This window comes from Glutamicibacter sp. St.4D3 (assembly GCF_059728615.1).
In genome coordinates this window covers 780792-802332 of record NZ_AP039380.1, presented here as the reverse complement: position 1 = coordinate 802332, position 21541 = coordinate 780792, and the positions used below count along the sequence as shown (strand labels likewise).

Annotated in this window: 21 protein-coding genes; 8 read left to right on the top strand and 13 right to left on the bottom strand. The window is 68.3% G+C overall.

The genetic code is table 11. From position 1 onward, the window contains the following. Positions 1-5 precede the first annotated feature (5 nt). The 4 genes from gatA to AC6I21_RS03650 all read right to left on the bottom strand — a co-directional run bounded on the left by gatA (position 6) and on the right by AC6I21_RS03650 (position 3060). Positions 6-1544 carry an Asp-tRNA(Asn)/Glu-tRNA(Gln) amidotransferase subunit GatA gene (gene gatA, locus AC6I21_RS03665; protein ID WP_343830997.1) on the bottom strand — a complete coding sequence of 513 codons (1539 nt, stop codon included), beginning with the start codon at positions 1542-1544 and terminating at the stop codon, positions 6-8. Between the two features lie 4 nt (positions 1545-1548). Beyond that, positions 1549-1845: an Asp-tRNA(Asn)/Glu-tRNA(Gln) amidotransferase subunit GatC gene (gene gatC / locus AC6I21_RS03660; RefSeq protein WP_054822085.1), complete on the bottom strand. Its 297-nt coding sequence runs from the start codon at positions 1843-1845 to the stop codon at positions 1549-1551. 85 nt (positions 1846-1930) lie between these two features. Next, the gene (locus tag AC6I21_RS03655) at positions 1931-2485 is read right to left on the bottom strand and encodes a maltokinase N-terminal cap-like domain-containing protein (RefSeq protein WP_138925787.1); all 555 of its coding nucleotides are present in this window, start codon (positions 2483-2485) and stop codon (positions 1931-1933) included. Positions 2486-2535: 50 nt separating this feature from the next. After that, complete coding sequence (locus AC6I21_RS03650; RefSeq protein WP_138175291.1) at positions 2536-3060, bottom strand: GNAT family N-acetyltransferase; 525 nt, start codon at positions 3058-3060, stop codon at positions 2536-2538. A gap of 701 nt (positions 3061-3761) precedes the next feature. On the opposite strand from AC6I21_RS03650, the gene AC6I21_RS03645 reads away from it, so the two are divergent. Further along, positions 3762-4550, top strand: a complete 789-nt coding sequence (locus AC6I21_RS03645) for a glucosamine-6-phosphate deaminase (protein ID WP_138175293.1) — start codon at positions 3762-3764, stop codon at positions 4548-4550. 99 nt (positions 4551-4649) lie between these two features. Here AC6I21_RS03645 and AC6I21_RS03640 read toward each other — a convergent pair whose 3' ends face one another. Both AC6I21_RS03640 and ligA read right to left on the bottom strand, forming a co-directional pair. Further along, positions 4650-5465: an inositol monophosphatase family protein gene (locus AC6I21_RS03640; protein WP_138175295.1), complete on the bottom strand. Its 816-nt coding sequence runs from the start codon at positions 5463-5465 to the stop codon at positions 4650-4652. Then, positions 5462-7744, bottom strand: coding sequence for an NAD-dependent DNA ligase LigA (ligA, locus tag AC6I21_RS03635; RefSeq protein WP_138175297.1), 2283 nt, complete (start codon positions 7742-7744; stop codon positions 5462-5464). The genes AC6I21_RS03640 and ligA overlap by 4 nt, the downstream gene beginning before the upstream one ends. Positions 7745-7988: 244 nt before the next feature. Here ligA and AC6I21_RS03630 point away from each other — a divergent pair, with 244 nt between their 5' ends. Then, the gene (locus tag AC6I21_RS03630; protein ID WP_138175299.1) at positions 7989-8378 is read left to right on the top strand and encodes a hypothetical protein; all 390 of its coding nucleotides are present in this window, start codon (positions 7989-7991) and stop codon (positions 8376-8378) included. A gap of 24 nt (positions 8379-8402) precedes the next feature. Here the strand turns inward: AC6I21_RS03630 and AC6I21_RS03625 are convergent, their stop codons facing one another. The 5 genes from AC6I21_RS03625 to AC6I21_RS03605 form a co-directional block, all read right to left on the bottom strand. Next, positions 8403-9449: a PP2C family protein-serine/threonine phosphatase gene (locus AC6I21_RS03625; protein WP_138175301.1), complete on the bottom strand. Its 1047-nt coding sequence runs from the start codon at positions 9447-9449 to the stop codon at positions 8403-8405. Next, positions 9449-10660 carry an adenylate/guanylate cyclase domain-containing protein gene (locus tag AC6I21_RS03620; RefSeq protein WP_138175303.1) on the bottom strand — a complete coding sequence of 404 codons (1212 nt, stop codon included), beginning with the start codon at positions 10658-10660 and terminating at the stop codon, positions 9449-9451. Before AC6I21_RS03620 ends, AC6I21_RS03625 begins: the two co-directional genes overlap by 1 nt. Further along, positions 10657-11211: a hypothetical protein gene (locus AC6I21_RS03615; protein WP_054821906.1), complete on the bottom strand. Its 555-nt coding sequence runs from the start codon at positions 11209-11211 to the stop codon at positions 10657-10659. Before AC6I21_RS03615 ends, AC6I21_RS03620 begins: the two co-directional genes overlap by 4 nt. Before the next feature lie 137 nt (positions 11212-11348). Continuing rightward, a complete protein-coding gene (locus AC6I21_RS03610; RefSeq protein ID WP_138175305.1) occupies positions 11349-12215 on the bottom strand; it encodes a biotin--[acetyl-CoA-carboxylase] ligase in 867 nt (288 codons plus the stop codon). A 98-nt stretch (positions 12216-12313) separates the two neighbouring features. After that, positions 12314-13171 carry an SDR family oxidoreductase gene (locus AC6I21_RS03605; RefSeq protein ID WP_497763112.1) on the bottom strand — a complete coding sequence of 286 codons (858 nt, stop codon included), beginning with the start codon at positions 13169-13171 and terminating at the stop codon, positions 12314-12316. A gap of 202 nt (positions 13172-13373) precedes the next feature. Between AC6I21_RS03605 and AC6I21_RS03600 the strand changes: the two genes are divergently transcribed. The 3 genes from AC6I21_RS03600 to AC6I21_RS03590 all read left to right on the top strand — a co-directional run bounded on the left by AC6I21_RS03600 (position 13374) and on the right by AC6I21_RS03590 (position 17121). Further along, positions 13374-14984, top strand: coding sequence for an acyl-CoA carboxylase subunit beta (locus tag AC6I21_RS03600; protein ID WP_138175309.1), 1611 nt, complete (start codon positions 13374-13376; stop codon positions 14982-14984). 51 nt (positions 14985-15035) lie between these two features. Beyond that, positions 15036-15260: an acyl-CoA carboxylase subunit epsilon gene (locus tag AC6I21_RS03595; protein WP_138175311.1), complete on the top strand. Its 225-nt coding sequence runs from the start codon at positions 15036-15038 to the stop codon at positions 15258-15260. A gap of 193 nt (positions 15261-15453) precedes the next feature. After that, entirely contained in the window at positions 15454-17121 is a 1668-nt protein-coding gene (locus tag AC6I21_RS03590) for a DUF885 domain-containing protein (RefSeq protein WP_138175313.1), read from the top strand. Positions 17122-17240: 119 nt separating this feature from the next. On the opposite strand, the gene AC6I21_RS03585 is transcribed toward AC6I21_RS03590, so the two are convergent. Together AC6I21_RS03585 and AC6I21_RS03580 are read right to left on the bottom strand one after the other, a co-directional pair. After that, positions 17241-17882 carry a hypothetical protein gene (locus AC6I21_RS03585; protein ID WP_138175315.1) on the bottom strand — a complete coding sequence of 214 codons (642 nt, stop codon included), beginning with the start codon at positions 17880-17882 and terminating at the stop codon, positions 17241-17243. Between the two features lie 8 nt (positions 17883-17890). After that, positions 17891-18280 (bottom strand): VOC family protein, encoded by a 390-nt coding sequence (locus AC6I21_RS03580; RefSeq protein ID WP_138175317.1) that lies wholly within the window; start codon positions 18278-18280, stop codon positions 17891-17893. A gap of 158 nt (positions 18281-18438) precedes the next feature. Here AC6I21_RS03580 and AC6I21_RS03575 point away from each other — a divergent pair, with 158 nt between their 5' ends. The 3 genes from AC6I21_RS03575 to AC6I21_RS03565 all read left to right on the top strand — a co-directional run bounded on the left by AC6I21_RS03575 (position 18439) and on the right by AC6I21_RS03565 (position 21538). Next, positions 18439-19083, top strand: a complete 645-nt coding sequence (locus AC6I21_RS03575) for a cyclase family protein (protein WP_138175319.1) — start codon at positions 18439-18441, stop codon at positions 19081-19083. A 212-nt stretch (positions 19084-19295) separates the two neighbouring features. Further along, positions 19296-20675 (top strand): dicarboxylate/amino acid:cation symporter, encoded by a 1380-nt coding sequence (locus tag AC6I21_RS03570; protein ID WP_138175321.1) that lies wholly within the window; start codon positions 19296-19298, stop codon positions 20673-20675. 182 nt (positions 20676-20857) lie between these two features. Next, positions 20858-21538: a TetR family transcriptional regulator gene (locus AC6I21_RS03565; protein WP_497763111.1), complete on the top strand. Its 681-nt coding sequence runs from the start codon at positions 20858-20860 to the stop codon at positions 21536-21538. The last annotated feature ends 3 nt before the right edge of the window (positions 21539-21541 follow it).

Sequence of the window (21541 nt, the reverse complement as noted above, 5' to 3'; positions counted from 1 at the left end):
TCCCCCTAGGCCTTCTGGGCGATCGAGTCGGTGTCAATGGCGGGTGCCTGCGAGATCAGCGAGTGGCCCCACTGCTTTTCCAGCAGGGTCTCCAGCGCGGCGCCGGCACGGTAGAGGCGGGCGTCCTCGAACGCGGGGGCCAGGAACTGGATGCCCACCGGCAGCCCCTCGCTCAGCCCGCCGGGCACGGTGATGCCCGGCACGCCGGCCAGGTTCGCCGGGATGGTGGCCACGTCGTTCAGGTACATGGCCAGCGGGTCATCGGTCTTCGCGCCCAGTTCGAAGGCGACGGTCGGTGCGGTCGGGGAGATCAGCACGTCGGCCTGCTCGAACGCGGCGGTGAAGTCGCGCTGGATCAGGGTGCGGATCTTCTGCGCCGAACCGTAGTAGGCGTCGTAGTAGCCGGCCGACAGCGCGTAGGTGCCCAGCACGATGCGGCGCTTGACCTCGTCACCGAAGCCGGCGGCGCGGGTGGCGCCCATGACGCGTTCGATGGTCAGCGCACCGTCCTCGGGCAACACCCGGTTGCCGTAGCGCACGCCGTCGAACTTGGCCAGGTTGGAGGAGACCTCCGAGGGCATGATCAGGTAGTAGGCGCCCAGCGCGTACTTGAAGTTCGGGCAGGAGACCTCCACGATCTGGGCCCCGGCCTCGCGCAGCAGCTGCAGCGATTCCTCGAAGCGGGCCTGCACGCCGGCCTGGTAGCCCTCGCCCTGCAGTTCGTTGATGACCCCGATGCGCAGCCCGGACAGGTCTCCGGCGGCACCGGATTCGGCGGCGGCCACCAGGCCCTGCAGGGCGTCGGGAAGGGAGGTGGAGTCCTTCGGGTCGTGCCCGCCGATCAGCTCCTGCAGGTGGGCCGAGTCCAACACGGTGCGCGAGACCGGGCCGATCTGGTCCAGGGAGGAGGCCATGGCGATGGCCCCATAGCGGGAGACCGCGCCGTAGGTGGGCTTCACGCCCACGGTGCCGGTGACCGCGCCGGGCTGGCGGATCGAACCGCCGGTGTCGGTGCCCAGCGCCAGCGGGGCCTCGAAGGAGGCGACCGCCGCGGCCGAGCCGCCGCCGGAGCCGCCCGGGATGCGGTTCAGGTCCCACGGGTTGCGGGTGACCCCGTAGGCGGAGTGCTCGGTGGAGGAGCCCATCGCGAATTCGTCCAGGTTGGTCTTGCCCAGCATCGGCAGCTTCGCGGCGCGGATCTTTTCGATCACGGTCGCGTCGTACGGGCTCATCCAGCCTTCGAGCATCTTCGAGGCGGCGGTGGTGGGCTGGCCCTTGGTGACGATCAGGTCCTTGATGGCGATCGGAACACCGGCCAGCGGGTGCAGCGCCTCGGCCTCGGTGCCGCCGGCGGCGCGGATTGCGTCGACCTCGGCGGCCACGGCCAGCGCCTCTTCCGCGTTCACGTGCAGGAACGCATTCAGGGTGGGGTCAACCTCGGCAATGCGCTCCAGGTGCGCCTGGACCGCCTGGACGGAGGTGACTTCCCCGGCGCGCAGCTTGGCGGCCAGTTCGGTGGCGGAGAGCTTGATGATCTGGTTCATGTCCTTATTCACCATCCAGGATTGCCGGGACCTTGAAGCGGTCCTGATCGGAGTCCGGTGCGTTGGCCAGGACCTCGTCGATCGACAGGGTCTGGCCCACCACGTCCTCGCGCATGACGTTGGTCAGCGGGATCGGGTGGCTGGTGGCCGGGATGTCGGAGGATGCGACTTCGCTGACAGAGGCGATGGCATCGACGATCACGCCGAGTTCACCGGTCATCTTGTCCAGCTCTGCGTCGCTCATCTCGATGTGAGCCAGGCGTGCCAGGTGCACAACGTCCTCACGGCTGATGGCAGACATATATCTCCCTAGGGTGGGCGGTTGGATTTCTCCTCCAATTCTAGCCCCTGGGCCGCAGGGCAAAGCCCAGATGTGGTGCGCCGCATTACGCCATGCGCAATACCGCACCACGCTGTGTGGCCCCGGCGCCATCCACCCATTCGGCGCTGAGGTAGTGTCCGGTGCCGGCCCCGGGCCGCGGGCGGCGTTCAATGCCGATGGCGCCGGAACCGGTGGTGTCCATCCCGCCCTCCACGGTGACCCGCGGCTCGTCGGTGTCCGAGTTGTTCTGGTGCTGCGGCACGCTCAGCCCGGCGAACAGGTCCCGCACGCACTGCTGCCAGGTGGGGTCGTGCTCGGCGTCGTAGACGTAGCGCAGGCCCAGCACCCCGTGCTGGCTGGTGCCCAGCAGGTGGTCCTGCCCGCCCTCCAGCGGTTCGCCGCGGTAGCTCAGCGGCAGGTGGTAGACGGTTCCGTCCTGCCGGTCCAAGGCGATGATGAATTCCATGCCGACCTGCCCGGCGGGGTCCTCCAGGCGGAACCCGCCCACGGTGTCCAGCTGCGGGCGCGCGGTCCCGCTAAAGAAGTCCTGCTGCGGCAGCCAGGAGGTCAGCAGCTCGGTCTTGGTCGGATCCATGGTGGTGGCGTAAATGATTCCCATGGCCACAGTGTTCCAAGAAACACCGGTGGGGGCAATGCCGCGGACGCGGCCTAGAGCCCGTAGGTGTAGACCACCAGGCGAATGTCGGTGTCCGGGACGAACCAGTCGCGTTCCTCGCGGTGGGTGAAGCCCAGCTTCTCGTAGAGCCCGCGCGCGGCGACCCAGTGACCGCCGGTGGTCAGTGAGACGGTGTGCACCCGGTCCAGGCTGCGGGCGTGGGCCAGGGCCGCAGCGACCATCGCCTTGCCGGCGCCGCTGCGCTGCACGGTGGGGTCCACGCTGAGCATGCGGATCTCCAGCTCCCCCGGCAGGGCGATGTCGGCGTATTCGTTGCCGTGCTGCATCAGCGACATGCTGGCGATGACGTGCCCGTCGCGCTTGGCGACCAGGATGGTGCAGTGCTCGTGGCGCTTGGCAACCTGGCGCACGAACTGCAGGTACTCGTGGTTCGGGTCATCGAAGTGCCCGGCGTCCAGGTACGCGTCAACGGTGATATCACCGATGCGCTGGTAATCCTCGGCGGTGGCCTCGGTGATCTCCAATTCGGTGGCGGCGGGAAGAGTTTGGCAAGTCATCCTTCCCAGTGTGACAGCCCCGCGGCACTGCCGGTGACCAGTCAAGCCCGCTTTGTTGCCAACTTCACCCCCGGTGTAGCGCGTCGACCTCTTTGATGCGCAGGGATGTTGGCGTGATCCAGAGTGTGGAACACGCTATGAAGCTCTTCTTCTCAGAAGCGCTGGGCGCCGCCCTGCCGCACCGCGGGCCCGCAGCGCCATGGCACCCCGATACCTGGCAGGCCGGTACCGGTGCGCAGACATAAAGTGCGCTGCGCCGGTAATAAGTTCGGCGTTCCACGGCCACCGGCACACCGCCCGGCCCCGGCCCCCGGCCCCCGGCCCCGGCCACCCGGACCCCGGCGGCAGCCGGGCTCCCCCGCGGCGTCCGGCCGGGGCGAAACCTCGGGAAGAACCGGGCTCTGGCAAGGAAAAACTTGGACAGAGCCACACCCGCCGGCGCGGGCCGAACCACCGAGCGCGGACGGAAAAGAACGGTGCAACCCGCACACCCCATGGGGTGCCCCCACGGGCAGGACAAGGGTCTGGCGGCAGAAAACGCGACGTCGCCACCACCGAAAAACCCGTAACATTATTGGTAATGGGTTCAGTGCGTGCCAGGCACGCAGGGTGCTGGGGACACCGTCGTCTCGGGAACCTTGGACGCACAATCATTCGTCGGATATGACACTTTCGTCACCAAGTTTCAAAGGAAGAACGCATTGAAGGTACTCATCGGTTCCTCCCCTGACGAGGTTGCACGCCTCGCCGCCACCGCCGTCCTTGAGGGTTTCCAGCGCTATGCCAGCGACCGGGCACCGGTCCTCGGGCTGGCCACCGGTTCCTCTCCGCTGGGCCTGTACAGCGAACTGGCCGACTACGTCGCCAAGGGCGAACTGGACCTGTCCCAGGCCACCGGCTTCGCCCTGGATGAGTACGTGGGTCTGCCCTCCGACCACGTGCAGTCCTACCGCCAGACCCTGATCCGCGAGGTCTGCCAGGTGATGGGCCTGCCGGAGCAGAACCTGAACGTGCCGCTGGGCGATGCCGAGTCCCTGGATGTGCTGGAGGAAGCGGCCACCGCCTACGACGCGGCCATCGCCGCCGCCGGCGGGGTGGATGTGCAGATCCTGGGCATCGGCTCCAACGGGCACATCGGGTTCAACGAGCCGGGCACCGCCCTGCGCAGCCGCACCCACGTCACCCGGCTGACCGCCCGCACCCGCTCGGACAATGCCCGCTTCTTCGGGTCGCTCGATGAGGTCCCCACCCACAGCGTCACCCAGGGGCTGGGCACCGTGCTGGAGGCCCGCCGCCTGGTCCTGGTGGCCACTGGACGGGTCAAGGCCGGCGCCATTGCCGCGGCGATCGAGGGCCCGCTGGCCGCATCCTGCCCGGCCTCGGTGCTGCAGCTGCACGAGGACGCGATCCTGGTGATTGACGAGGAGGCGGCCAACGACCTGAAGCACCGCGAATACTATGAGGACTCGGCCAAGGCGCTGGTGATCTAGCCTTCGGCCGGTTCCACGCCCGATGCAAGACGGCGTCCCTTCCCGCGGGCCTTGCCTGCGCGAAGGGGCGCCGTTTGCCGTGGCGCTGCGCCGCGGCTCCTAGTCCTGGGCCGGCTGGGGTTCGCCCAGCTTCTGCGCGTCAATGTACCCGGCGTACTGCCAGCCCGGGGTGCTGGAGGGGCGGTGCACCGCCACACCGGCTTCCTCGGCGATCAGTGCCCCGGCGGCCCAGTCATACTCCTGGGTGCCGTACTCGGCGTAGGCGTCGAGCGCGCCCTCGGCCACCAGGCACAAATCCAGCGCGGCCGACCCCAGGCGCCGCACGTTGACGTAGTCCTCCAACAGGTCGGCGAGCACCCGGGCCTGGAACTGGCGGCGGGTGGCGTCATACCCGAACCCGGTGGCCAGCACCTTGGCGGTGGTTTGCTGCGGGCCGGAAAGCCGGGTGGTGGTGCGGGTGGCCAGGTCCTGCTTCCAGGCCCCCAGTCCACGCCCGGCGTAGTACTCCGCGCCCAGGGCCGGAGCCTGGATGGCACCGGCCAGCCAGGTCACCTCCCCTTCCTCGCTGGTGTGGCACACGGCCACGGAGGAGGCGTAGTAGTGGACGCCGCGCACGAAGTTCGCGGTCCCATCCAGTGGGTCGATGCTCCAGCGGTAGCCGCTGGGCTTGGCCGGGGTGTGCGAGCCGAATTCCTCCCCGGTCAGCGCGTCGTTCGGCCGGGTGGTGATGATTGCGGCGCGGATCGCCTCCTCGGCGGACCGGTCAAAGTCGGTGACCCAATCACCGGCCGCGGATTTCTCATCCACCCCCAGCACGCGGGCGCCGCGCCGGGCCAGCACCTGGGCGCCGGCGCCGGCGGCCTGACGGGCCAGCAGCACCAGCGGGTCGTGTTCCACGGGGTTCTTCGGGTTCATGCCCCACCTTCCGCGCCCTGCTGGGCGACTTCTCGTGCCGCGTCCGGGCCCTGCTCCAGCAGCACCTTGAACCCGGCCTCATCCAGCACCGGGACGCCCAGGGACTGGGCCTTGTCCAGTTTCGACCCGGCGGCCTGCCCGGCCACCAGGAAATCGGTTTTCTTCGACACGCTGCCGGTGGCCTTGCCCCCGCGCACGATGATCGCCTCCTTGGCGGTGTCGCGGCTGAATTCCTCCAGCGTGCCGGTGACCACGATGGCCTGGCCCTGCAGGTGCTTGACGATGCTCTGATCGAGCTCGTCGCGCATCTTCACCCCGGCCTGCTGCCAGGCGGTGACGATGTTCCTGTGCCACGGCACGGCGAACCAGTCCACGACCGCCTCGGCGATGATCGCCCCGACCGAGTCGATCTGCGCCAGCTCCTCGCGGGCGCCGGGGGCGTCGACCACCTTCAGCAGCTCGTCCATCGACCCGTAGCGGGTGGCCAGGGCCCGGGAGGCGTTGGGTCCCACATGCCGGATGGACAGGGCCACCAGCACCCGCCACAGCGGCTGGTCCTTCGCCTTTTCCAGCTCGTCGAACAGCTTCAGCGTCATCTTGGTGGGGGCCGGCGGCTTGGCCTTGGTGCCGCGGGTGAAGAAGTACGGCACCAGTTCGAACACCCCGGTGCCCTCCCCCTTGGAGCGCTTCTCCCGCCACACCCGCACCTGGGCCAGCTCATCGAGCCGGTCCTTGAGGCCGAAGATTTCCGCCTCGTTGCTGATCACCCCTTCCCCGGCCGGGATCACCATCCCGCCCTGGGTGGCCGGGTCCTGGCCGGGGCCGCTGGTCAGCGCCGCGGCGGCCTCATAGCCCAGCGCCTCAATGTCCAGGGCGCTGCGGCTGCCCAGGTACGCCACCCGCTCGGTGAGCTGGGCCGGGCAGCTTTGGGCGTTCAGGCAGCGGATGTCCACGTCGGATTCCTTGGCCGGGGCCAGTGGTTCACCGCAGCTGGGGCAGTGGGTGGGCATCACGAAGTCGCGCAGGTTCTCCTCATTGCCCTCGCGCAGCGCCAGCACCGGTCCGACGATCTCCGGGATCACATCCCCGGCCTTGCGCAGGATGACCGTGTCCCCGATCTTCACGTTCTTCGCCTTGACGACCTCCTGGTTGTGCAAGGTGGCCCGGGCGACGGTGGATCCGGCCACCAGCACCGGCTCCATGACCCCGAACGGGGTGACCCGGCCGGTGCGCCCCACCTGCACCGCAATGTCCAGCAGCTTGGTGTGCACCTCCTCCGGCGGGTACTTGTAGGCCACCGCCCAGCGCGGCACCCGGGAGGTGTAGCCCAGCTGCTCCTGGGTGGCCAGGTCATCGACCTTCACCACGATCCCGTCGATGTCGTGCACCAGCTCGTGGCGCTTGCGCCCGTGCTCGGCAATGAACTCATCGACCTCGGCCAGCGAGGAGACCACCTGCGAATACGGGGAGACCGGCAGCCCCCAGCGGGCCATCAGCTCATAGCTTTCGGACTGGTTGGCGATGCCCAGCCCGGCGTTGCGCCCCACCCCGTGCACGAACATGCGCAGCGGGCGCTTGGCGGTCTGCGCCGGGTCCTTCTGGCGCAGCGACCCGGCGGCGGCGTTGCGGGGGTTGGCCAGCGGGGCCTTGCCCTGTTCGATCAGCGACTCGTTGTAGGCGTTGAAGTCCTGCGTGGCGATGAACACCTCGCCGCGCACCTCAAACTCGTGGGGCCAGCCGCTGCCGGAGAGCTGCTGGGGGATGTCGGCGATGGTCAGCGCGTTGTGGGTGACGTCCTCGCCGGTGGTCCCGTCCCCGCGGGTCGCGGCGCGCACCAGCTTGCCGTCGCGGTAGGTCAGGTTCAGCGCCAGCCCGTCGATCTTCACCTCGCACAGCCAGGCGGGCTTGCGCTCCGGGCGCAGGCGCAGCGCGTTCGCCTCGGCCCGCTCCAGCCAGGCGTCCAGCTCCGGCATGGAGAACACGTCCTCCAGGGAGTACATCCGGCTGGCGTGGGTGACCGGGGCGAAGGCCGCGGAAACCTCCCCGCCGACCTCCTGGGTGGGTGAGTCCTGCCCGGCCAGGATCGGGTACTGCCCCTCGATGCGCTGCAGTTCGCGAAACAGCGCATCGTATTCGGCGTCCGAGATCAGCGGCGCGTCCTGCTGGTAGTAGGCCTCGCGGTGCTGGCGGATCTGTTCGACCAGGGCATCATGCGCGGCGCGCACGTCTTCCGGCGGGGCCGAACTGGTTTCGGTGGGGGCAACGGCATTTTCACTCACACCCCTTATTGTGCCCCACCTGCCAAGTCAGATCACCTGTGCTCTGCGCGCGCCCGGAGTTTTGCCCCCGGCGCCGGATCCCGGGGACACCGGTTGCGGCGCGGGGACCAGCCCCAGCCGGGCGCCGGAATCGGTGGTCCTGTTGCTGATCGGTGGTGCGGGGTATCGTGGAGCTACCAAGTCAAAGACGGGGCATGACCGTTGCCGGCACGGCCCCGGCGCCTGATCTGCAGTGGGGTGTGTCATGGGGTCACGACGCGAGGGTGAAGGGCACGACGAGCGCCGGAGCGGGGTTTGGCAGCACGAAGCCGACCCGGCCGGTGGCCTGCCGCCCGGCAAGGACGCCGAAGAGGGGCCCGACACCGCCCGGTCCCCTGCGCAGTCCGGGCCGGGACCGGACCCCGGGCGCCCCGTCGGGCAGCGGGAGTGGAGCGATCTGAGCGAACAGCAGCGCAGCCACCTGATGCGGGAACTGGATTCGGAAGTGGCCTACCAGCGGCGCAAGGCGGCCCTGCGGCTACTGGAGCGGCTGCAGCAGAGCACCGACCCGGAACACGCCGTGCACTACGCCCGGGCCATCGCGCTGCTGCAGGGCGCCGCCCCCACACCGGAGGGGCGCAGCCAACTGGCCTGAGCCGGTGGGAAGCGGCCGCCGGGTTTAGCCCGCGTCCTGCCCTTCGGGCCGCGCCGCCGATTCGGTGGACGCCGGGGCCGGCGGTACCGGATCGGTGGCCTGCGGGGCCGGCTGCGCCCGGTCCGCCGCGGCTTCGGCCAGCTCGGCCGGGTCCGGGGCGGGCAGCACGTCAATGACGATGACGGCGATGTTATCCCGTCCCCCGGCCTCCAGGGCCGCCTGCAGCAGGGCGACCACCGCGGTTTCCGGGTCCTGGTAGGACAGCAGCAGCGCCTGCAGATGCTCGGCGGTCAGCTCCCCGCTCAACCCGTCGGAGCACAGCAGATAGCGGTCTCCGGCATGCGCCTTGAGCACCATGGTGTCCGGCTGGCTGTCCGCCCCGGCGCCCAGGGCACGGGTGATCAGGTTGCGGTGCGGGTGGTTGCGGGCCTCCAGCTCGGTGATCTGCCCGGCGTCAACCATTTCCTGCACCGCCGAGTGGTCCCGGGTCAACTGCTGCAGCACCCCGCCGCGCAGCCGGTAGCCGCGCGAGTCGCCCACGTTGACCAGCAGCAGGTCCGGCTGCGGCTTGTCCACTGCGGTGTTCAGCTCATCCTGGCGGCGGCGGTGCTCGGCCAGCATTTCGGGGGTGATGCGCTCCATCACGTCGGTGCGGGCCTGCTCGCGGTTGAAGCTGGCGGTCCACGGCGGCACCGAGATCGGGGCGGTCACCGAATCCCGGGCGGTGTCGCTGCCGCGCACCTGCAGCAGCGCGCACAGGGTGGTGCCCCCGCGGGCGTCCAGCGCGTCGCGGATCCGGTCATCGGCCAGCTGCACCTGGCGGATCACATCCAGCACCGTGGGCAGCGGGTGCTCCGGGGTGCGGTCGGTGTAGAAGGTCAGCTCCTCCAGGGTTTCGGTGGCCAGTTCGCTGGCCAGCTCCCCGGCCTCGTGCCCGCCCATGCCGTCGGCCACCGCGAACACGGTCGGGGTGATCAGGATGGCGTCCTGGTTCTCGGTGCGCCGCATCCCCACGTGGGTGCGTCCGGCGGCGACCAGGCCGAAGCCCGCCACCGATTTGGCCTGGCTCATCAATCGATCACCAGCCGTCCACCCTCACCGGCGGAGAGCAGGTAGGGCTGGATGTCCCCGAACCCGCGCACCGAGGTGATCTCCTGGGCGGTGAGCACGAAGCGTTCGTCGTTGCGCAACGTATTGGCGGTGATCGCGTCGGTGAGCACCGTGCCCGGTTCGGCCAGGGAGGTCAGCCGGGCGGCCAGGTTCACGGTCGGCCCGTAGATGTCCCCCAGCCGGGAGAGCAGCCGTCCCCACACCACCGCGACCCGGGTCTTGGGCAGCAGCTCGTCGGCCTCGAACTCCTTGGCCAGGGCCAGGGAGATGCGGGCCCCGGCCTGCGGGGTTTCGGCCACGAAGAGCACTTCGTCGCCGATGGTCTTCACCAGCCGGCCGCCGCCCACCGAGATGATCTCGGCGCTCTTGGCCTCAAAGCGCTGCACCAGCTGGGCCAGGGTGCGTTCGTTCATGCGGCGCGAGAGCGAGGTGTAGGAGACCAGGTCGGCGAAGCCGACGGCGCGGGCCAGCGGCAGCGGGGTGTCGTCGTCGTCCTCCCCGCTGTGCTGGTTGTAGGCCGCCACCCCGGCCTCGGCACGCACCGAGAGCCGGTGGATGGCCGCGTTCATCTGGCGCCGCCACGAATACAGCAGCAGGTCCTCGATCGGGCCGATCAGCTGGGGCAGGATGTTGACCAGTTCGCGCCGGGCCTGCCGGTCGCTCATCGACTGGTTCGTGACCATGTCCTCGATCAGCGCCTCGACCTGCCAGACCACCATCCGGTCGGTCATCTGCCCCACCGAGCGCATCAGCGAGATCGCGGTTTCCTCGGTGAGCTTGCCCTCGCGCACCAGCCCGACCATCGACTTCAGCGCCTCCTCGTCGCGCTGGGTGAAGAACACCTCGTCGTCCCCCAGCTCCGGGAAGCCCATGGCCCGCCACAGCTTGCGGGCCGAGAGCAGGGAGATCCCGGCCTCGGCGGCCACCTCGCGGCGCTTGAACTCACGCTTGCCGCCCAGCAGGCGCTGTTCCAGGGCGGCAACGGTTTCCTTGATGCCGGCCGGGGCCTGGGCCGGGACCTGCAGCGGGTTCTCCATGGCCTGGGCCAGCTCCTGGATCGGGTCGGCCTCCAGGCGGATCTTGGGCAGCGCCTGGGTGCGCGCCTCCAGGGCGGCGTCACTGGCCGCCTGCGGGGTTTCGCTGCGGGAAGGGCTAGTGTGCTCGGAGCTCATCGATCATTCCCCTCACCGGCCGCGGTCCCAAAGGGTCCGGCCACTTGGTTGTTCCCACCCATGTTCTGCAGCGCCTCGATGGCCAGCCGGCGGAAGGAGGTCACCGCCGGAACATGGGGAATCCTGACATAGCCGTGGTTCAGCACCACGTCCAACGTGCCCGGCCGCTGTGCCGGGTTCTTCTTCTTGCGGGTATGGGCCAGCAGGTCGCGCACCGTGTACAGCCCCACCGACTGCAGCTGGCCGCCGCTGCGCGGGGTGCGGAACAAGATCCGCTCGGTGGTCAGCACGATCCGCGAGCGCAGCCAGCCGATCCACGGGGCGACGCACCAGATGCCCACCAGCAGGAACCACAGCAGCACGAACAGCCAAGAAAGCACCCCGGCGTTGGGAGCAATCCACCCGGGAAGCTGCTGGCGCGAGAGGTAGCCGAGGATAAAGGCGAAACTTCCGGTGAGGATCAGCAGGGTGATGAACGGCTGGCGCAGCACCCGGGAGTGCACACGGGTCTTGATGATCACGCGCTCGTTCTGGTGTAGCGGTAGCTTCATGATGGCCGTGCCGGCACCTCCTCGCTTGCCTTGTGCTGCCTGCCTTCAGCGGTTGCAGTTCCCCGAAAAACCGGGGGTCCCGTATTCCATACTAGTCCCGCGCCCCCACCGGTTTGGCTCCGGGGCCGGCGCACCGCCTAGGCGTACTGCCCGTCGCTGCGCCGCACATGGTGCACGTCCCCGGCCAGCACCCGGTGCTCGGTGCCGTGCTCATCGCGCACAAGCAGCGCCCCGTCCGCTGCCAGGTTCAACGCCCGGGCCTGCAGACTGGTTCCATCCGGGTAGTCGATGCGCACGTCCTGGCCCAGCGTGGCCAGCGACTCGGCGACCAGTTCGCACAGGCTGCGTCCGCCCTGGTTGGCCAGCGGTGCGCCCGCGTTGCCGCCCACCGCCCGGAAGGCCGCATCCAGGTTCACGAAGCGACGCAGGTACGCGCCCAGCAGCTCGGTGCGGTCCAGCCGTTCCCCGCTGGCCAGGCGCAGGGAGGTGGCGGTGGACACCGGCAGCTCGGCGGCGTCCTGGTCCACGTTCATCCCGGTGCCCACCACCACGGCCGGTCCGGTCGGTGTGGTGGCCAGCTGGGCGAGGATCCCGCAGACCTTGCGGGAATCGACCAGCACGTCGTTGGGCCATTTGATGCCGGCGGCCAGCCCGGTGCGTTCGGCGATGGCCTGGCACCAGGCGGCCGCGGCCAGCATCGTGTACCAGGACAGGGCCTCCACCGGCAGCGCCGGCACCGGGCGCACCAGGATGCTCACGGTCAGCGCCGCGCCGGCCGGCACCACCCAGCCGCGGCCCAGGCGCCCCTTGCCCGCCTGCTGGTGTTCGGTGCTCAGCACCGCCAGGTGCCCGGCGCTGTCCTCGGCCGCGGCCTGCACCAGGTCCGCGTTGGTCGAGCCGGTGGAAGGCACCAGCCGCACCGGGTCAAGGCCCAGGTCGCGGGCAATCTGGGATAGGCGCGCCGCGTCCAGGGCGGCGCGTGGCGCGCGGGAGGGAGGCATCATGCCTTCCAGCCTATGCCACCGCTCACCCCCGCACGCCCGTGCTGCTGCCGGGTTTCGCGGTGGGCGTCACGCCGGGGCCCTGCGGGCGTTGGCAGCGCTTAGAGGAAGATGTCCGGCACCAGCTGGCTGGTCGGGTCGGTGGCGTAGGCGTCGAAGTCGGTGACCCCCGCCGCGGAGAGCACCTGTTCGTCGGTGAAGAAGTTGCCGCTGCAGCTGCGCGGGTCGCTGGCCAGGATGGCGGTGGCGGCCTCGGCGACGATGCGGGCATCGCGCGCCCCCTTGATCATGGTTCCGCCTCCGGGCAGGTTGCGGATGGCCGCGGTGTCGATCAGCGTGGCCGGCCACAGGGAGTTGACCCCGATGCCCTCGTCCTTCAGCTCCTCGGCCAGGCCCAGGGTGGTCATGCTCATCCCGTACTTGCTCATGGTGTAGGCCAGGTGGACCCCGGCCCAGCGCGGATCCAGGTTCAACGGCGGGGAGAGGGTCAGGATGTGCGGGTGGGCGGACTTGCGCAGGTGCGGCAGCGCGGTCTTGGACAGCAGGAAGGCCCCGCGCACGTTGATGTCCATCATCAGGTCGTAGCGCTTCATGTCCACGTCATCGGTCTTGGCCAGGTTGATGGCGCTGGCGTTGTTGATGACGATGTCGATCCCGCCAAAGCGCTGCACGGCGCTGTCCACCATCCGGGCCACGTCCTCGTCCTTGCGCACGTCCCCGACCACGGCCAACCCGGTGCCGCCGGCCTGGTTGATCTGCTCCACGGCGGTGTGGATGGTACCCTCCAAGGAAGGATGCGGGGTGTCCGTCTTGGACAGCAGCACGAGGTTGGCCCCGTTCTTGGCCGCCTGCAGGGCGATGGACAGCCCGATGCCACGGCTGCCGCCGCTCATCACGATGGTCTTGCCTGCCAGGGTTTGAGGCTGGGGATTAATGGTGTTGCGCGAATCTTCAGTCATGTGACCCAGATTACTTGAAAACGCCCCCCGTAGCTACTGGTGAGTAACATAATCTGGCGCTGTTGCCGGATTCGACGAACGCATTTTGTAGGCTTCCTACAAACGGGACCGCCATTTTCCCAGTTAGACTGACGTGGGTGGCATTTTTCTTGTGCCATTCCTACACAACTTTACGTACCAGGCAACCAAGGGAGTCGAAGGCATGACGCAGGGGCGCACCGAGGCGGATGAAGCGATCGACCTGTCCACCACCGCCGGCAAGCTCGCCGAGTTCCGCCGTCGCGAGGCCCTGGCGCAGCTGCCCTCCGGCCCCGAGGCCGTGGAAAAGCAGCACGCCCGTGGCAAGCACACCGCCCGCGAACGCATCGACATGCTGCTCGATGAGAACTCCTTCGTGGAATTCGACGCCCTGGCCGTGCACCGCTCCACCGCCTTTGGCATGGAGAAGAAGAAGCCGCTGGGCGATGGCGTGGTCTGCGGCTACGGCACCGTCGATGGCCGCCTGGTTGCCGTCTACTCCCAGGACTTCACCGTCTACGGCGGCTCGCTCTCGCAGGTGAACGGAGAGAAGATCGTCAAGGTCCAGGAATTCGCGATCCGCAACGGCTGCCCGGTTGTCGGAATCAACGACGGCGGCGGCGCGCGCATCCAGGAGGGCGTGGCCTCCCTGGCGATGTTCGCCGACATCTTCCGCAACAACGTGCACGCCTCGGGCGTGGTTCCGCAGATCTCCCTGATCATGGGCCCGTGCGCCGGGGGCGCCGCGTACTCCCCGGCCCTGACCGACTACGTGATCATGGTGGACAAGACCAGCCACATGTTCATCACCGGCCCGGACGTCATCAAGACCGTGACCGGCGAGGAAGTGGACATGGAAACCCTGGGTGGGGCGCGTCAGCACAACTCCACCACCGGCACCGCCACCTACCTGGCCGAGGATGAGGAAGACGCAATCGAGTTCTGCAAGGAACTGCTGGACTTCCTGCCCTCCTCGAACCTCACCGACGCGCCGCTGGCCGAATTCGAGGAAGAGCTGGAGCTGACCGAGGAGGACGAACAGCTCGATACGCTGATTCCGGACTCCGCCAACCAGCCCTACGACATGCGCACCGTGATCGAATCCGTGGTAGATGACGGGCAGTTCTTCGAGATGCAGGCGCTCTACGCCCCGAACGTGATGATCGGCTACGCACGCATCGAGGGCGCGACCGTGGGCATCGTGGCCAACCAGCCGCTGCAGTTCGCCGGCACCCTGGACATCGCGGCCTCGGAAAAGGCCGCCCGCTTCGTGCGCAACTGCGATGCGTTCAACATCCCGATCGTGACCCTGGTGGACGTGCCCGGCTTCCTGCCCGGCAAGGACCAGGAATTCCAGGGCATCATCCGCCGCGGCGCAAAGCTGCTGTACGCCTACGCCGAGGCCACCGTGCCGAAGCTGACCGTCATCACCCGCAAGGCCTACGGCGGAGCCTACATCGTGATGGGCTCCAAGAAGCTCGGCGCGGATCTGAACCTGGCCTGGCCCACCGCCCAGATCGGCGTGATGGGCGCCCAGGGCGCGGTGAACATCCTCTACCGCCGCGACCTGGCGGCGGTGCAGGCCGAGGGCGGCGACGTCGAGGCCCGCCGCAGGGAAATCATCGAGGGCTACGAGGCCGAGCTTCTCAACCCGTACCAGGCCGCGGAGCTGGGGTACATCGACGCGGTCATCGCCCCGAGCGACACCCGCCTGCAGCTGGTGCGCGGGCTGCGCGCCCTGCGCGAGAAGCACGCGAGCCTGCCGCCAAAGAAGCACGGCAACATCCCGCTGTAGGCCCCGCCTACACCCCCAGCGACGCCCCGAGCAAAGTTCGAAGGACTGGATATGGAACAGCACACCGTCACACGGCAGGCCACCGCCGCGCTCACCGTAACCCGCGGCAATCCGAGCCCGGAGGAACTGGCGGCGGTCACCGCACTGCTCAGCGCCATGGGCTCCCAGCCAAACCAGAACGGTGCCGCGCAGGCCCCGGCCGGACGGGTCACCCGGATCCGCAAGCGCCGCGCATTGAGCACTCCGCGGCTTCCATGGAGCATTGCCCGCCGCTAACCCCGCAGACTCACACCGCGGTCACCGGCTTCCTGCCCCGCTTCCCTGCGCTGCGCCCGCAGCGCAGGGAAGCGGGGCATTGCCATGTGCTCAACCGATCCACGTCACAGGGATTGCCGGCGCCCGCTACGAACGGCGGAATTGGTCCGGCAAAACTCTTCAACAAATATTTCACGTCCACTAGGCTTGGCTCATGACCAAGGACACATCGGCCCGCGCCGACTCCGCCATCGATGAGGTGGCCAACGAATACTTTGAGCAGGTTCTGCAACTCTTCCCGGAGATCGGAACCGAGATGGGACTGCCGGGCTACGAAAGCCGCTACGGGGACTACTCCCCGGCCGGCACGCAGAAATACGCGGAGCTGACCTCCGCCACCCTGGAGAAGCTGGACGCACTGACCGCCCAGGACGCCGTCGATGAAGTCACCCTCGACGCGATGCGCGAACGGCTCGGCCTGGAGCTGGAAATCATCGCCACCGGACGCACCGAGCTGAACAACATCGCCAGCCAGGCGCAGGAGATCCGCGCGATCTTCGATTTGATGCCACAGGACAGCTCCCAGGACTACCGCTTCATTGCCGAGCGCCTGGCCAACGTCCCGGCCGCCATGGACGGCTACATCGCCTCGCTGCGCGACTCGGCCGCCAAGGGCCAGATCGCCGCCCGCCGGCAGGTGAAGATCGTGATCGAGCAGGCCACCGACTACGCCAAGGACGGCGGGTTCTTCGACGAGCTGGCCTCCGCCGGGGCCGCAGTGGACGCGTCCCTGGCCCCGGCGCTCGGCGACGGCGCGAAGCAGGCAAAGGACGCCTACCGGTCACTGGCCGAGGTACTGGGCGAGGAGCTGCTGCCCATGGCGCCTGAAAAGGATGCGGTCGGCCGCGAACACTACGCCCTGGCTTCACGCTACTTCCTGGGCGCGGAAGTGGACCTGGAGGAAACCTACGCCTGGGGCGTTGAGGAACTGGCCCGCATCATCGCCGAGCAGAAACGCGTCGCCGCGCAGATCAAGCCCGGGGCCACGATCGAGGAGGCCAAGCAGGTCCTGAACCAGGATGCTGCGCGCAAGCTCAGGGGCACCGAGGCGCTGCGCACCTGGATGCAGCAGAAGGCCGACGCGGCGCTGGCCGACCTGGCCGGCACCCACTTTGACATCCCCTCCCCCATGGACCGCATCGAATGCATGATCGCCCCCACCGAGGATGGCGGCATCTACTACACCGGGCCCTCCGATGACTTCTCCCGTCCCGGACGCATGTGGTGGTCAATCCCGCCGGGTGAGGAGGAGTTCTCCACCTGGTCGGAGCTGACCACCGTCTACCACGAGGGGGTTCCGGGCCACCACCTGCAGATCGGCACCGCGCAACTGCAGGCGGACACGCTGAACAAGTGGCGCCGCAACCTGTGCTGGGTTTCGGGCCACGGCGAGGGGTGGGCCCTGTACTCGGAGCGGCTGATGCAGCAGCTGGGGTACCTGGATGACCCGGGCGACCACATGGGCATGCTGGACGCGCAGCGGATGCGCGCGGCCCGCGTGGTCTTCGACATCGGCGTGCATCTGGAGCTGGAGGTCCCCCAAGCCTGGGGCGAAGGCACCTGGACGGCGCAGAAGGGCTACGAATTCCTCAAGGCCAACTTTGACGAGTCCCCCGGGCAGCTGGACTTCGAGTTCACCCGCTACCTGGGATGGCCGGGACAGGCACCCAGCTACAAGGTGGGCCAGCGGCTGTGGGAGCAGATCCGCGATGAGCTCTCGGCACGCGAAGGCGAGGACTTCGACGTGAAGGCCTTCCACACCCGGGCCCTGAAGCTCGGGTCGGTGGGCCTGGACACGCTCAAGCGCGCCCTGCTGGACTAGCCAGCGTCCGCCCGTGGCGAAGACCCGCACCTGTCCTCGGTGCGGGTCTTGCCGTGCCCCACCGGCATGCCGCAATCCGGTCAACGCCTTCGGTCGCTGCCGCCCTACCGACGCCGCAGCTACGGCGAGCGCTTCGCAGCGCGTGAACGGACCAGCCAGGGAAAGCCGTGGGGCTCGTCGGCGGCGCGGCGGGCGGCCTCGCGATGATCATGGCGTCGCGGCTGGAGCGGAAGGTTCTGCGGGTGCACCGGGATTGCGGCGCTCACCGGCACCGGGTCGGTGCTGATCCACTGGCATTCGGTGATCACCCCGAGCTGCGGATCCAGGTAACTGGGCATCCGGCTAAAGCCCTGGGCCGGGAGCACGTACACGACCCCGGCGTCCATTGGCGGCTGCCCGTTCTCCGGGTGCGCAAAGGAGAGGAAGATCCGGCGCTCGGCCTCCCGTCCGGGTGTGCTGCCCGGATAAAAGCAGGCGTTGAGAAACCCCGGGGTGTTGGCCGAGCGCACCGCGTAGGCAATGGCCCAGGTGGGGTCCTCGGTGGCGAACACCGCGGTGGTTTTGGAAAACCTGTCGGGGCTGTGGTCAATGGGTGTCCTGGGGGTCAGCTGATGCAGGCCCGGTGTTCTGGAGCCGTGCAGCAAGAAATCCCCGGAGCGCACATACGCGGCGAGCCGGGACCAGACCCGATCCCCGTCGGTGGGAGCGGGCACATGCCAGGAGCCGGTCTGCCCCGCAGCGGCGGGCTTGGGATCGCTCACCGCGGCGCTTAGCCCGCGTAGCTGCTCAGCTGGATCAGATTGCCGCAGGTGTCATCGAAGACGGCGGTGGTCACCGGCCCCATGTCGGTGGGTTCCTGGGTGAATTCCACGCCCAACCCCCGCAGCCGCCGGTATTCGGCCTGCACGTCCTGGACGGCGAATGAGGTGAAGGGTATTCCGTCAGCCACCAGGGCCTGCTTGAAGGGCAGCACCGCCGGGTGGCTGGAGGGTTCAAGCAGCAGCTCCGGTCCATCCAGCTCCCCGGGTGCGGTCAGCGTGATCCAGCTGTCGGTGCCCATCGGGATGTCGTGCTTGATCTTGAAGCCCAGGACGCGGGTGTAAAAATCGCGGGCCCTGCTTTGGTCATCAACAAAGACGCTGGTGATGTAGATCTTCACGGTTCTGCCCTTTCCTCAACCTGTTTTCCCCATCGTAGTTTGGCCTGCCTCTCCTTCCCACTCCCCTGATCGTTCACTAGGGTTGCTGGAGCAGGGCGCGCCGGGAGCAGAAGCGCCGCTGACCGGTTCGAGAGCCAATTCAACGGAAAGGAGTTCGCATGCCAATCCTTGACCTGACGCACCCGATCAGCAGCGGCATGCAGGTCTACCCGCAGGATCCCCAGGTCTCACTGCAGCCGGCGCTGCAGCAGGCGACTGATGGTGTGGCCGTCACCGCGGTTCACTGCGGTTCGCACAGCGGAACCCACCTGGATGCGCCAAGCCACGTGATCGCCACGGGGCGCAGCACCTCGCAGATCGACTTGGATGAGCTGTGCGCGCAAGCGGTGGTGATCCAGGTGGGCCAGGCCCGGCCGCGGGAGGTTCTTGGCCGGGAGCGTCTTGGCGGGCAGATTCCCGAATCGGTTCCGCCGATCGTGGTGATCGCCACGGGATGGGACCGGCATTACGGCACCGACTCCTACCTGGAGCATCCGGTGCTGGAGCCGGCGCTTGTGCAATTGCTGATCGAGCGCGGGATGCGGGTGCTGGCGGTGGACACGCTGAACCCGGACCACACCCGGCAGGAAGAACACGCCACCGGGTTTCCGGTGCACGAGCTGGTGCTGGGCAGCGACCGGCTAATCGTGGAGAACCTGCGCGGCGCCACCGGGTTGCCCGATTCCTGCCGCATCGGATTCTTTCCCCTGAACCTGGAATCCTGCGACGGGGCCCCGGTACGAGCCGCGGCCTGGGTCGAGTAGCACGCGTCCCCGCACGGATTGGCTGGCGCAGGCCCGTCTGGCAACGTACCGGGCGAGTATGACGAACCATTGCGTCGTTAACGCTTTATTCCGTGCCTTTCGGTGAAGCGCGGCACAGGCGGGCGTGACACAATCAGCAAAAATTCGGCTTTCGTAATAATAAGAAATATTGGTTCTTTGCTGGTACGTTACGCCCCCTACGGTGGTGGATCATGGCTACTTCACTGAACACCAAAAGACTTCCCGGCTGGGTGACCGGCTTCGGGCCGCAGATCATCGCGGCCCTGATCCTCGGGCTCATCCTCGGCCTGGTTGCCAAGTACACCGGCAGCACCGCCGAGGAGCCCACCGCACTGGGCCAGGCCCTGCAGATCGTCGGCTCCAGCTACGTCTCCCTGCTGCGTGCCGCAGTGGTGCCGCTGATCTTCTTCGCCGTGGTCGCCTCGATCGCGAATCTCGCCAAGGTCACCAATGCCGCCCGTCTGGCCTGGCAGACCCTGCTGTGGTTCGGGATCACCGCACTGATCTCGGTGCTGATCGGCATCACCCTGGGGCTGGTGTTCCAGCCCGGCGCCAATACCGGCCAGGACATGCCGGAGAACTACGACGGCAAGACCGGCAGCTGGCTGGGCTTCCTCACCGGGCTGATCCCGGCCAACTTCCTGGGGCTGGGAGCCAACACCAGCATTGAGGACGGGGCGGCCAGCACGTCGCTGAGCTTCAACGTGCTGCAGATCCTGGTGATCGCCATCGCCGTGGGCGTGGCCGCACTGAAGGTGGGCGAGGCCGCCAAGCCGTTCCTGGACTTCTCCGCCTCCTTCCTGGCCATCATCCAAAAGGTGTTGTGGTGGATCATCCGCATCGCCCCGATCGGCACCATTGGCCTGATCGGCAACGCCGTGGCCGTCTACGGCTGGGACACCATTGGTGCGCTGGGCAAGTTCACCCTGGCGGTCTACGTGGGCCTGGCGCTGGTGCTGTTCGCGCTCTACCCGGTGCTGGTGCGCCTGCACGGGCTGGGCATCAAGCAGTACTTCTCCGGGGTGTGGCCGGCGGTGCAGCTGGGCTTTGTTTCCCGTTCCTCGATCGGCACCCTGCCGCTGACCCAGCGGGTGACCGAACGCAACCTGGGTGTGCCCTCCGGCTACGCCTCCTTCGCGGTGCCGCTGGGCGCGACCACCAAGATGGATGGCTGCGCGGCCATCTACCCGGCGGTTTCGGCGATCTTCGTCGCCCAGTTCTTCCACATTGACCTGGGGCTGACCGACTACCTGCTGATCGCCCTGGTCTCGGTGCTCGGTTCGGCCGCGACCGCCGGCACCACCGGCGCGATCGTGATGCTGACCCTGACCCTGTCCACCCTGGGCCTGCCGCTGGCCGGCGTGGGCCTGCTGATGGCCGTGGACCCGATCATCGACATGGGCCGCACCGCGGTGAACGTGGCCGGCCAGGCGCTGGTGCCCACGATCGTGGCCAAGCGCGAGGGCATCTTGGATAAGGACCTGTACGACGCGCCGCGGGCGGGTAATCCGTTCGCCGATGAGCACGCCGCCACCTCCCAGCCGGAGCCGCAGGCGCAGCCGGTGCACTAACCGGGCTCATCCCGGGCCGGTCCGGCTACGGGCCAGCCATTAGAGAGCGGGGCCGAATCCATCACGGATTCGGCCCCGCTTTCGTGTTGACAGGCCCTGCAGCACCAGACCGGTTCCGGCTGTGACCGAACACACGAAAAAGGGTTTGCACCGAGTGCAAAATTGCACGTAGTGTAAAACTCGTGACAACTGACTCCAGCGGCACCCGCCGTGAAATGAACAAGCAGGCAACCCGGCAGGCCATTGTTGACGCCGCGTTGACGCTGCTGCGCAACCAGGGCCGCGAGGCCATGACCGCCACCGCCATCGCCGAGGCCGCCGGCATCTCCCGGCGCACCCTGTTCAACTACTTCCCCACCGTGGACGCCGTGCTGGCCGGACCGCTGCAGCGGCTGCTGGACCGCGTGGTGGAGGTGCTGGCCGAATCCACCCAGGAACTGCCGCTGATCACCGCCGTCATCCGGGCCCTGCAGGGCGCCGGGGTGCCGCAGCTGCTGGAGCCGGTGGCCTACCTGGGGATCTACGCCGAGGACTGCTCGCACCAGTCCGGCGGCAGCCAGCCGAACCAGTGGCAGAACTCCTCGCGGGACATCATCACCACCATTGAGCGCAAGTACCCGGAGGCCGACCCGTTCGAGGTGCGGATCTTCTCCCACGTCGTGCTGGGGGCCGGGCAGGCCGCCTTCGAGGAATGGACCCGCCAGCTGGCGATCACCACCGGTACCGAGGCCAACGCCCCCCTGGACATTTCCCCGCAGCAGATCCAGGAACTGCATTCGCTGCTCACCCACGCCCTGGAGCAGCTGCGTGACGGCTTCCCGGCGCTTTTGACCACCTCCGATTCCACGGACAAGGACCTTTAACCC

Coding starts and splice junctions, on each gene's coding strand:
- gatA (WP_343830997.1), bottom strand. CDS start 1,544: ATGAACCAGATCATCAAGCTCTCCGCCACCGAACTGGCCGCCAAGCTG.
- gatC (WP_054822085.1), bottom strand. CDS start 1,845: ATGTCTGCCATCAGCCGTGAGGACGTTGTGCACCTGGCACGCCTGGCT.
- AC6I21_RS03655 (WP_138925787.1), bottom strand. CDS start 2,485: ATGGGAATCATTTACGCCACCACCATGGATCCGACCAAGACCGAGCTG.
- AC6I21_RS03650 (WP_138175291.1), bottom strand. CDS start 3,060: ATGACTTGCCAAACTCTTCCCGCCGCCACCGAATTGGAGATCACCGAG.
- AC6I21_RS03640 (WP_138175295.1), bottom strand. CDS start 5,465: ATGAACCCGAAGAACCCCGTGGAACACGACCCGCTGGTGCTGCTGGCC.
- AC6I21_RS03630 (WP_138175299.1), top strand. CDS start 7,989: ATGGGGTCACGACGCGAGGGTGAAGGGCACGACGAGCGCCGGAGCGGG.
- AC6I21_RS03625 (WP_138175301.1), bottom strand. CDS start 9,449: ATGAGCCAGGCCAAATCGGTGGCGGGCTTCGGCCTGGTCGCCGCCGGA.
- AC6I21_RS03620 (WP_138175303.1), bottom strand. CDS start 10,660: ATGAGCTCCGAGCACACTAGCCCTTCCCGCAGCGAAACCCCGCAGGCG.
- AC6I21_RS03615 (WP_054821906.1), bottom strand. CDS start 11,211: ATGAAGCTACCGCTACACCAGAACGAGCGCGTGATCATCAAGACCCGT.
- AC6I21_RS03610 (WP_138175305.1), bottom strand. CDS start 12,215: ATGATGCCTCCCTCCCGCGCGCCACGCGCCGCCCTGGACGCGGCGCGC.
- AC6I21_RS03605 (WP_497763112.1), bottom strand. CDS start 13,171: ATGACTGAAGATTCGCGCAACACCATTAATCCCCAGCCTCAAACCCTG.
- AC6I21_RS03600 (WP_138175309.1), top strand. CDS start 13,374: ATGACGCAGGGGCGCACCGAGGCGGATGAAGCGATCGACCTGTCCACC.
- AC6I21_RS03595 (WP_138175311.1), top strand. CDS start 15,036: ATGGAACAGCACACCGTCACACGGCAGGCCACCGCCGCGCTCACCGTA.
- AC6I21_RS03590 (WP_138175313.1), top strand. CDS start 15,454: ATGACCAAGGACACATCGGCCCGCGCCGACTCCGCCATCGATGAGGTG.
- AC6I21_RS03575 (WP_138175319.1), top strand. CDS start 18,439: ATGCCAATCCTTGACCTGACGCACCCGATCAGCAGCGGCATGCAGGTC.
- AC6I21_RS03570 (WP_138175321.1), top strand. CDS start 19,296: ATGGCTACTTCACTGAACACCAAAAGACTTCCCGGCTGGGTGACCGGC.